The 10,875-nt window shown below is 39.4% G+C and carries 12 protein-coding genes; 3 read left to right on the top strand and 9 right to left on the bottom strand.

Annotated features, from left to right (window positions below; genetic code table 11):
* Nucleotides 1–522: 522 nt before the first annotated feature.
* Nucleotides 523–1,272, top strand: a complete 750-nt coding sequence (locus tag L634_RS0126775; RefSeq protein ID WP_026585062.1) for a YqcI/YcgG family protein — start codon at nucleotides 523–525, stop codon at nucleotides 1,270–1,272.
* A 50-nt stretch (nucleotides 1,273–1,322) separates the two neighbouring features.
* On the opposite strand, the gene L634_RS0126770 is transcribed toward L634_RS0126775, so the two are convergent.
* The 9 genes from L634_RS0126770 to L634_RS0126730 form a co-directional block, all read right to left on the bottom strand.
* The gene (locus tag L634_RS0126770) at nucleotides 1,323–1,577 is read right to left on the bottom strand and encodes a hypothetical protein (RefSeq protein ID WP_026585061.1); all 255 of its coding nucleotides are present in this window, start codon (nucleotides 1,575–1,577) and stop codon (nucleotides 1,323–1,325) included.
* Between the two features lie 48 nt (nucleotides 1,578–1,625).
* The gene (locus L634_RS0126765) at nucleotides 1,626–2,384 is read right to left on the bottom strand and encodes a TraR/DksA C4-type zinc finger protein (protein WP_026585060.1); all 759 of its coding nucleotides are present in this window, start codon (nucleotides 2,382–2,384) and stop codon (nucleotides 1,626–1,628) included.
* A gap of 167 nt (nucleotides 2,385–2,551) precedes the next feature.
* Nucleotides 2,552–2,668 carry a hypothetical protein gene (locus tag L634_RS31850; protein WP_034263306.1) on the bottom strand — a complete coding sequence of 39 codons (117 nt, stop codon included), beginning with the start codon at nucleotides 2,666–2,668 and terminating at the stop codon, nucleotides 2,552–2,554.
* 71 nt (nucleotides 2,669–2,739) lie between these two features.
* Nucleotides 2,740–3,435, bottom strand: coding sequence for a YetF domain-containing protein (locus L634_RS0126755; RefSeq protein WP_026585059.1), 696 nt, complete (start codon nucleotides 3,433–3,435; stop codon nucleotides 2,740–2,742).
* Nucleotides 3,436–3,802: 367 nt separating this feature from the next.
* Entirely contained in the window at nucleotides 3,803–4,267 is a 465-nt protein-coding gene (locus L634_RS0126750) for a membrane protein (protein WP_026585058.1), read from the bottom strand.
* Nucleotides 4,268–5,008 carry a hypothetical protein gene (locus tag L634_RS0126745; RefSeq protein WP_051428427.1) on the bottom strand — a complete coding sequence of 247 codons (741 nt, stop codon included), beginning with the start codon at nucleotides 5,006–5,008 and terminating at the stop codon, nucleotides 4,268–4,270.
* 282 nt (nucleotides 5,009–5,290) lie between these two features.
* Nucleotides 5,291–5,422, bottom strand: a complete 132-nt coding sequence (locus L634_RS34735; RefSeq protein WP_269521773.1) for a hypothetical protein — start codon at nucleotides 5,420–5,422, stop codon at nucleotides 5,291–5,293.
* Between the two features lie 73 nt (nucleotides 5,423–5,495).
* Nucleotides 5,496–6,941, bottom strand: a complete 1,446-nt coding sequence (locus L634_RS0126735; protein ID WP_026585056.1) for a sigma-54 interaction domain-containing protein — start codon at nucleotides 6,939–6,941, stop codon at nucleotides 5,496–5,498.
* 160 nt (nucleotides 6,942–7,101) lie between these two features.
* Nucleotides 7,102–8,286 (bottom strand): MalY/PatB family protein, encoded by a 1,185-nt coding sequence (locus L634_RS0126730; protein ID WP_026585055.1) that lies wholly within the window; start codon nucleotides 8,284–8,286, stop codon nucleotides 7,102–7,104.
* A 301-nt stretch (nucleotides 8,287–8,587) separates the two neighbouring features.
* Here L634_RS0126730 and L634_RS0126725 point away from each other — a divergent pair, with 301 nt between their 5' ends.
* The gene (locus tag L634_RS0126725; RefSeq protein ID WP_026585054.1) at nucleotides 8,588–9,634 is read left to right on the top strand and encodes a putative sulfate exporter family transporter; all 1,047 of its coding nucleotides are present in this window, start codon (nucleotides 8,588–8,590) and stop codon (nucleotides 9,632–9,634) included.
* Between the two features lie 68 nt (nucleotides 9,635–9,702).
* On the top strand, nucleotides 9,703–10,605 hold the full coding sequence (locus L634_RS0126720; RefSeq protein WP_026585053.1) for a selenium metabolism-associated LysR family transcriptional regulator: 903 nt from the start codon (nucleotides 9,703–9,705) through the stop codon (nucleotides 10,603–10,605).
* Nucleotides 10,606–10,875: the final 270 nt, after the last annotated feature.

Raw genomic sequence — 10,875 nt, 5'->3', positions numbered from 1 at the left:
CATGACGACCTTTTTCCAATCCGCTCAACGGTTTCCGGACTCATGAAACCTCCATGACGACCTTTTTCCAATCCGCTCAACGGTTTCCGGACTCATGACCCCTCCATGACGACCTTTTTCCAATCCGCTCAACGGTTTCCGGACTCATGAAACCTCCATAACGACCTTTCTCCAATCCGCTCAACGGTTTTCGGACTCATGAACTCTCCATGACGACCTTTTTCCAATCCGCTCAACGGTTTCCAAACTCATGAACTCTCCATAACGACCTTTTTCTTAATCGCTCAACGGTTTCCGGACTCATGACCCCTCCATGACGACCTTTTTCCAATCCGCTCAACGGTTTCCGGACTCATAAACTCTCCATGGCGACCTTCTTCAAATCCTCTCACCGATTTCCGGACTCATGACCTCCATGGCAAAACCCTGAGTCCCCGCGCTGCCCGCCCATTTTCCCAATGGACACTCACATGCCTTATCCCGCTTTGAATATATTGTAGGAGTTATGAGGGGGTGATCATAATCAGCATTTTATATACAGCTAATTCCTCCGGCTTGCACAGGCTAGAAGAGTGGAAAGTAAGAGCGCTGGAGAGCTTCCAGGCTAAAATGTCAGATAAAGACAAACCCTTCCCGTGCATTCCGGCAACCATCGGATTTGCCAATAATCATCTTCGGTATGGGTTTGCAGATGACCCAAGGGAATCTGCGTCCATCTCAGAAGTGGCAGCCCTGTTGAAGGAATTCACCAAGAACTCAAAAGCGTTTGGAAATTACACTTCCCTTATTGTCTTTTATAAAACCCCTGATGATTTGAAAGGTTCTCATACTGTGGAACAATTTGAGGAGCTGTTTTGGCAGCACCTGACCAGCTTAAGTAAGATGGATGAACTGGAATGGCCAAAGGATATTCCGAAGGACCCGCATGATCCAATGTGGGAGTTTTGCTTTCATGGTGAAAAGTATTTTATGTATTGCGCTACTCCAGCCCATCAATACCGCCAGAGCCGCCATTTTGACTGCATAATGCTTGCCATTACACCGCGCTGGGTTCTAAAAGAATTTATGAAAAAACAATCCACTGCACGCAAAATTATATCCAAAGTGCGAAAGCGGCTTGAAAAATATGATAGCATTCCGATTCACCCTGATCTAAAAAGCTATGGATCTGAAGATAATTTTGAATGGAAACAGTATTTCTTAAGGGACGATGACACCACTTTATCGAAGTGCCCTTTCCATAGATTATTGAGAATTGCCAGAAAAACGTAATAAACATAGTGTAAAAAAGAGAACAGAATCCAAATCTGTTCTCTCTTACATTAAACAAACAATTGCTCATAAACCTCATTCAGCTGGCGGGCTCTTTCTTCATCCTGTTCCTGCTTGGAATATTCGATTGCTTCCTCAAGAATTTGATTAAGGTAATTGCTTTCTTCTTGGGTCAGGTTCCAGGCAAAAACTTGCTCTGATTTAAAATCATGGTCCGATAGCCTTTTATATAGCCTTCTTCCAACTGCATCATTTTCAGTATGGGCAGATAGAATCTCCCGTACATAATTTAAGGATTGTTCCATCTAAGTCCTCTCCTTCGGATTTACTAAACAGTTTTTGACGGAGAAAAATTATTGATCATCATCTACATATGGATCATGCTCAAAAGCCGGCAAGTCGCCAAATGCAGTCATAATCTCTTCTTCATCAAGGCTTTCTTCATACTTTTCATGCTGGTCATTCGGATACACCTTTATATTTTTTCCATACATATCATTGCCTACAAAGTTTTCGTAATCCTCAACATATCCTACATTTTCGTCATATTCAATGTAGGTGTCATTATAATGTTCAGAAGGAACAGCTAAATCGGATGGTGTTTCTGAGGTTCCCCATTTGGCCACTTCCTGCCAGGAGTCTTCTGCATCATAGGCAATATTCTCATCCTGTTCATCCATATCGAATTTGCCAAACGGAGGCATTAATACGCCCTCTTCAATGGGACGATTTGTTGAAACAGTCTGGTCAGGAGAATGCTCCTTGCAATAAAGTGTTTCCGGAACAGCTTCCAGTCTCTCCAAAGGAATTTCCTTATTACAGGTAATGCACTTGCCATATGTCCCTTTTTCAATGGCAGCAAGGGCTGCTTCAATTTTTTCCAGTTCGTAATCCAAATGCTGGTGCAGGGCAATATCTTTTTCGCGCTCAAATAATTCTGTACCCTCATCACCGGGATGGTTATCATAACTTGATAACTCCCCCATGGATTCATGAAAAAAATCTGATTTCAAATCAAATTCGTCATTAGCATCTTGTCTCTTATTTATGTTTTCTTTCATATCAATCAAGGCTGATCGGAAGTCAGCTATTTGCTTTGTCGTTAGCGGCATTTTATATCATTCCTTCTTAAGTGACGTTTTCTTTATTAGTATTTTGCATTTAAGAAAAGAAATGAGGAGGTATTTATTCCGTTTAAGCCATTTTATGGACTCTGCCGCTGCCTAAGTTAAAAAAAGAAGAACCAAAGGAACACACCTTCGTTTCTTCTCACCCCCAATTATTTACCTTTTCTGGTCTTTCCTTTTTTAGGGTTATCAACCTGAAAGGCAGTCTCCGTTTCATGATCTTTTTGAATTTGTTCCATACTCGAGTTTTGAATCCCCTTTTTCGCCATCAAATTTCACCACCTTGGTTTATGCTAAATCTTAATGTACCCACAGCTAAATAACCCCATTCAAATCTGCTTTAATGGAAATCCTCTCTTTTATCAACATAGAGAATTCCATCCTGCTGGACTTGTGCATATAACACATCACTGACTGATTGAATATTTTCTTTTTTCAGCTCCTGCTCAAGCCAGGTTTGGTTCAGATTTAGCTTAGAAAGATTTTCTTCAATCACCTTTCCATCTGAAATGACTTCTGTTGCCAATGGAAATATAGATGTTTTTGGACTGAATCCGCCTATGTCGCTTTTAGTAACTGGCAGCTGGCTTTCATTTTTTAAAACAGACAGGTATCCGCTTGTTTCTAAAATTGCGTAATCCACTTCCTTAAGTGAAAAAACACTTTTCTGCCGTAATAAAGCCTGCAGTTCATCCAAGTCAAGCCGAGATTTTTTGAGAGCACTTTCCATAATCTTTCCATCTTTAATGACAACCAAAGGATCACCGGTTGTGACTCTCCTTCCTAGTTTGGATTTAATATCTATAAAACCCATTATCAAAGTATAGAGGGTCCAAATGACTAAAGCGATAACTCCATTCCGAATGCTTAAATTTTGATTAACAGCAAGGTTCGCAGTGATTGAACCAATCCCAATGGCCGATGTCCAGTTAAAAAATGTCATTTGGCTAATTTCTTTGCGCCCCATTAGTCTTGCTAAAAGAAATAGTCCTAAAAAAGCAATGGTGACACGAAGAATTACCTCGGTTACTGTCATGTTGTGACCTCCAAGTCTTATCGAAGAACCTGCAGTGTTACAAGGGCCAACTAAAATGCCTTTTGTTTTACCTTAGACTGCATTCTAGTGAAGGCCTAATAAGGAAGGAGTATTCTAGGTATGAATATTATTTTAAAAAAGAAATATCGTTTACCATCTCTCAAAGTCAAATTTGACGCTTTTTCCTTAGAACATTCAATGACTTTCTGAAAACGCGAACAGAATAGATAACAGGCCACTTCGCTTTCCCCATTCGGTCAGCAGTCAAAATCTTCCTAAAGGTTATTCACTTTCCACAATACGGACCGGCAAACCCTTTCTGCACTTCCAAAACTATTCATGCCATCGGATCCAAAATGGTTAATAGCTATTCCTCTCCTGAACCTTTTACCCTCGCCACTCCAAGCGCCAAGTGATCCCATAAAATCGTTTCAACTTGCTTACCCTCTTCTTCCTTGCATTCAATGATGAGAATAACCTCTGATTTTTTCCCCTTCAGAGGCCGCTTAATGTTCTTTATTTTGACAAGAACCAAATCAATGATAAAGCCTAAAAGAAAGCCGCTGCCTGCTCCAATTAATCCCCAATAGATCGGTCCCCATTCAAGGATGAATCCCCTGCTGGCACCAAGCACTGAGAACATAACAGCTAGCACCATCCCTTTATTAATCAGGGTTATTCCATCCGAACTGTGAATCGAATCAAACATTTTCAAATCTTCGGTACGATTATCCAAAGGGACAGCAAAAATATCCTTGATCCCTTGTTTCTCAAGATTTCTTATTGCCTGTTCGAGATAGGGTGAATGGTCAAATGTAGCAAAAACTTGCATCTATTCCACCTTAACGCCTTTCTTAATTGTGAATGATTTCGATTGATAATACTTCCGTAAGTGACGCTTTTGCTCGGCATCATACAATTTATTATTTTCCACAGCATTCATATATGAATCATAAATCGTAAAAAAATAAAAGGATGGCAAATAAAGAAGCCACTGCATATTTAATACGCTTTTGGATTTTTGAATATCCCCAATCAAGAGATAATGAAAACCTTCAATAAAATGAGAAAAATGTATAAGGACAACCGTCATTACCAGTGTGAAAAATGCAGAAAAGATTCGATGGATATATAATTGTCCCACACCTGGAATTGTCATCGACCATAGAAATGCAGCAATCGGTTTTCTTTTATCAAGATAATTGATTTCAAACGGCTTAATAACTGTTTTCTCTACAGGTGCAGCATCTTTTTCGTTCAATAAATAAATATGGTTCATATCCACTGTGGAACGATAACTGTCCCAAATCGCAAACAAATAAACAGGAATATACATATGCATATACCTGACATCCAATACTTCCTTCGCTTTATCAATCTCCCCAATGAATGAATATACCATCGCAGAATTCAGCTTAATCATCTGGTTAATGACAAGCTCCCATAACACTAGCGAAAATCCCCGCAAATACTTGTTCAGAAGGAGATGACCGAATCCCGGGAAAACAACTGACCACAAGGCAATTACATAAGGATTGCGCAAATGGATTTGCGTAGTGCCATAGATACTCATGTGAGAAAGCTTTTTAGCAGGTTTCTTTATTTTGTAAGTATGGCGCACTCACCCACCCCCTGCATTCGAAAATCCTTACTGGTATTTTCTATCAAAACAGTTTGTTTCATACAATCACTTTTGGAAAGAAACGAATAAAATATATCATCCAATCTATCCTGAAAAACCCCCTGCATACCCTTCACTTCGCAATTGCAAACAAAAAAGCTGATCTTCAATTTTTGTTCATTCTGCAAAAGTAAAGGACTTGGAAGTATCCAAGTCCTTTGAAGATTATTATCCCTATTTAAGGTTTACCCAAACACATTTTACTTCTGTGTAATGATCTAGAGCGTACGCTCCCATTTCAGTACCTTTATCCATACCTGCTCCGAGCCTTACGTTTTTCGCCATTTCTGCTAAGTCTTCATCCATATAGTCATAATGCTTGCTATGAAAATAACCTCATTTGAAAAAACCTGCAAACTTATTATGTTCCTGAGAGTTCCTAGCACAACTGATATTTATCAAGCTTTCGATAAAGAGTTGAAAGGCTTATTTTCAGCTCTTGCGCCATTTTTTCTTTATCATTTTGGAAGGCTTTATCCTCCAAATAGCTTTGAATGACTTGCTTCTCATATTCATATAACCGCTCTTCCAAGCTAACGGCTTTATTCTCTAGAGGAATCTCATTATTCTGGATCAAATATTCGGGTAAATCATCAAAACCAATCATATCTGATTCAGCCATGTTTACCATGTATTCAACTGCGTTTTCCAGCTGCCGGATATTCCCTGGCCATTCGCAGTGGACAAGGGATTCATTAAGCAAAGGATCAAGACTCAGCCGCCCCCTCTTCAGCAGATTGCTGTATTTATGGATAAAATGCTCCAGATACAGGGTAATGTCTTCTTTCCGCTCCCGGAGCGGCCGTATCCGAAGAGGAATCACGTTCAGACGGTAATATAAATCCTCCCGGAATGTGCCATTTTGCACCATTTCTTCGAGGTTTCGATGGGTTGCAGCTATCACACGGACATTCATTTTGATTGCTTTTTTTCCGCCAACTCTTTCAAACTCCCGCTCCTGCAATACACGCAGCAGTTTCGGCTGCAGGGAAAGAGGCATATCCCCGATCTCATCCAGGAAAATGGTTCCGTTCTTTGCTAATTCAAATTTCCCCATCTTTCCTTCCCTTCTTGATCCAGTGAAAGCTCCGCCTTCATAGCCAAAGAGCTCGCTTTCCAATAAAGCTTCTGGAATAGCAGCGCAATTAACAGCTACAAAGGGCTCCTTTCCGCGTTCGCTTTCATAATGAATCGCTTTAGCAAGCAATTCCTTTCCAGTCCCGCTTTCTCCTCTTAGGAGGACCGTCGATGGACTATTCACAATCCGTTTTGCTTTTTGGATCACATCCTGAAGACCTGAGTCTCCGCCTAGAATATTATTAAAAGAAATCGTATTTTCTGTATGAGTGCACTCTTCTTGAATCTTGCAGCCTGCCTCTTTTTTGGGTAAAGGCATTGAAATTTTATTAGCCAGCAAGAAACTGATATTCCTTAGGAACTGAAAAAGCTTGTCTGATTCTTTCACGATCTTTTCCTTTTGTTCGTTTGAAAAACCAACCATGCCGATCACACCAATTGGTTTATTGTCCTTAATAATAGGAAACCCGATCGTAGCCAGCTCCTTGCATTGATTGACGAACTTGCAGCTCCTGCACTGTGAGTCAACTTTCTTTACATTGTTAATGATTCCCGGCTTTCCTTTTTCCAGTATCATATTAAAAAAGGAGCCTTCCGGCGCTGCCTTTCCAATAAACTCCTTATAGTAACCTGTACCGCAAATCCGATATCCGTTTTCGTCAAGGACAGTAATATCCAGGCCCAGAATTTCTGCCATGTTCTCTGCATAATCCTGAATAAAATCCTGTATTGCAATGAACCCTTCCATGCTGGCCTCCCATATTTTTAAAAGGCTTTCTCTTAAATGGTTGTTTTAACCTTAAAAATTCTCCCCGTTGATTAACTAAGTTAGCTGCCTGAAAATGAACAAACTTTAAAAACAGCCTTTTAAAAAAAATGAATGATAGATACCCTTATTATAATTCAAATTAAAGTTTTATGAATAAGGAGTTTACAGCCATTTCTAATTGGCTTAAAGCTTTTTTCAGCATTGATCGGGGACAGGCGATATTTAGACGCATAAAACCTTCCCCTTCTTTGCCAAAAATATCGCCATTATTCATGGCTATTCTGGCTGTATCCAGCATTAATTCATTCAATTTTAGAGCAGACAGCCCCAGCTCCCTGCAATCCAGCCAGATAAGGTATGTTCCCTCAGGCTGTATGATTCTAATTTGCGGGATATACTTTTGGAAATATTCCACTGTATATTCCAGATTATCATGCAAATACTCCAGCAGCTGATCGAGCCATTCCTCTCCATGCCGGTAAGCGGCCTCCAGGCCTGCTGATCCAAAAATATTTGGCGCACTTATCGATAATACCTCTAATCCCTGATTAAATTGTTGACGTAATTCCGGATTAGGTATAATCACACTTGCTGTCTGCAGCCCCATAAGGTTAAATGTTTTACTTGGCGCAATAAAAGTCAGTGAACGGCTGGCCAACTCATCTGTTATGGATGCTAAAGGTATGTGTCCATGAGGTTTGTACACAAAATCAAAGTGAACTTCATCCGCCACAATCAAAATATCATTTTTCAAACATATTTCTCCAAGCCTTGATAATTCATCTTTGCTCCATACCCTTCCCACAGGATTATGAGGGCTGCACAGGATCAGCATTTTCACTGTAGGATCAAGCTTCGTAATTAAGTCATCTAGATCCATAGAATACCGTCCGTTTTTTAAAACGAGCGGATTATTCACAATCTGACGGCCATTCGCCTTGATTACACGGGAAAAATGATGATAAACAGGAGGCTGGATGACAATCTTATCCCCTGGCTGGGTATAGGACTGAATCGCTAGCGAGAGAGCCGGAATGACTCCAGGGCTATGACTAATCCAATCCTGTTCAATAGCCCACTGATGTCTTTTCTTAAGCCATCCAACGATGGATTCCAAATAGGCATCTGTGCGGATGCAGTATCCAAACACACCATGCTCCACCCGCTCCTTTAATGCTTCAATAACTGGCTTTGCTGATTGGAAATCCATATCAGCCACCCACATGGGGATAACATTCTTTCTGCCGAATTGATCCTCGAGATTGTCCCATTTTTCACTTCCTGTATTTAGACGATGGATATGCTGATCAAAATTATATTTCATATTTATCTCTCCTTGCTTGTTTTTTCAGGATATGATTGCAAATTCCATGCCAATCTAAATGCTGCAGTCAGTACAGCTGTTATAGGGACTTTCAATATTATTAATAGAAATATTTTTGCAAGGGTAGGAATTTCTTTCGCATATCTGATAGTTCATTCATGTCAAATATATAAATAAAAAATAGCAAAGAGCTTAACCTAAAAATTGGTCATTAAGAAATCCAATAAGCCCTATTAAACAATCGGTGAAGAGGTTCCTCTTTTATATGGTACGTTTAAGGCAACAAATGAACAAAAGGGGAATGGCTGTGGAGGCTCAAAAAATTCAATATATATACGAAGAATCAAAAAAAAGGAAAAAAGCACTCGGATTTGGGAAAGGAATATTACTGACTATTTTCTTGGCGGTTCTGGCTGGCCAAATAGCCAATCTTCCGTTCTTTTCAATCTTGGGAATCATGATCCTGTCCATTCTGCTGGGAGGCATATGGGGAAATACGCTTTCTGTACCTGCAGATGCACAAGCAGGTGTAACATTCAGCAGCAAGGTTTTACTTCGTGCAGGGATTATTTTACTGGGCTTTAGACTTAATTTACAGGAAATTTTTTCTGCCGGCTTTTCTATTATGATGATTGATGTTGTCGTAATAGTGTTTACTATGAGTTTTATCTTACTTTTAGGAAAAGCTTTTAGAATCAATAAAAAACTGGCTGCCTTATTAGCGGCAGGTACAGCCATTTGTGGAGCGGCTGCCATTATTGCGATAGCTCCTATTGTAAAATGCAAGGAAGAGCAAACCGCGGTTGCCGTTTCATGTATTGCCGTTTTGGGTACAATCGGCGCCATTTTTTATATCGTTTTATTTCCTTTTTTGCCTATAAGCGAACAGGAATATGGTGTATTGGCAGGAGCAACTTTGCATGAACTTGCCCATGTCGTAGCTGCAGGAGTTCCAGGCGGGGATGCCAGCAGTGATGCTGCAATTCTCGTAAAGCTCGGGAGGGTGCTATTGCTTATCCCAGTGGCTCTAATTCTCAGCTTTGTTTATAACAGAAAAAGGGCCAATAAAAGCAGTGATTTAAATAAATTTCCAGTACCCTGGTTTATTTTCGGATTTCTTTTTACCAGCCTTGTAAATACTCTTTTTTCTATTCCCGGCAGCATCATCAGCATTCTTTTATTGCTTAGCACCTACCTGCTGGCAATGGGAATGGCAGGATTGGGACTTAATATTAAATGGACTGACTTTGTTCAAATAGGCATTAAACCAGTAGCAACAGCTGTTCTCGGTTTTTTTGGCCTTCTTGCTATAACCCCTCTTCTACTCTTAATATTTAGGATTGGGTAATATAAAAATCATTGGTAACGATTACAATAGAAATATATGGACAAGGAATTGATTGAAGGAGGATTCTCATGAATCTTGACTATTTAAAGGTATTTTATGTGACAGCCAACAATAAAAGTTTTTCCCAAACCGCTAAGGACCTTCACCTCTCTCAATCTAGTGTTAGCCTCCAAATTAAGCATCTCGAAGAAAAATGGGATTGCCAGCTGTTTGAAAGGACCACCAAAAAAATCTCTTTAACTCCCGCAGGAGAAATCCTATATAACAAAGTAAAAAAGTTAATAGCATTAATGAATGAAACGCAAAATGAGATTGAACAGCTAAAGAGAGTAATACATGGAGACTTAAAGGTAGGGGCCAGCTTAACAATCGGGGAGCATATTCTCCCCTTTTTATTAGCTGATTTTTCCAATTTATATCCTAAAGTAAAATTACATTTAAAAGTTTACAATTCAGGTCAAATTGTAGAAAAACTGCTAAATCATGAAATCAATTTAGGATTTATTGAATCTATGCTCTCCTATCCAGCTTTAAAACAGGTCCCATTTGCAAAAGATGAACTGATCATTATAGCCTCTCCTCAAAATAAATTCTTAAAATCAACTGACATTACCGTTGAGGAACTACTGGAAATCCCTTTTATCATTCGTGAAAAAGGTTCAGGAACAAGACAAGTGATGGAAGATACATTAAGAAAATGCCATGTGGATGCATCTAAATTGAATGTCATTATGGAACTGAAACACACCGAAGCAATAAAGTCCTGTGTAGAAGCAGGATTGGGAATCTCTATTATTTCAAAATCCGCTGTTAAAAAAGAACTTAAGCTCCAGACGTTACAGCAATTAAATATTGAAGGCATCACACTGAACCGTGATTTTTATATGATTTTCCATGAGGAAGCGCTAAAACAAACCAGCAGAAAATTAATAGAATTCATTCATCAAAAACAAGGAGATATCTATCATTAAGGAAGACATAAGAAAGCTCAGAGTTCATATGCTCTGAGCTTTCTTTCATTTATCATTAAGCATCTATTTTTATGGCTGTTTGACTGTCAGTATCGCTACTAGCAGCCTCATTTACTTTTCTCTGATTGCTTAATAATAAAATATATTTTATCGATGAAATACCTCAAATAAATAAAGTAGGGAAACCATTCTCATGGCTTCCCCCTTATCAAACCGCACGTGCCCTACTAAGGCATACGGCTTACCCATATGTTACAATGATTATCAAGA

This window comes from Bacillus sp. J33, assembly GCF_000518885.1.
Taxonomy (GTDB): Bacteria; Bacillota; Bacilli; order Bacillales; family Cytobacillaceae; genus Cytobacillus.
This window is presented reverse-complemented; position numbering and strand designations above follow the sequence as displayed.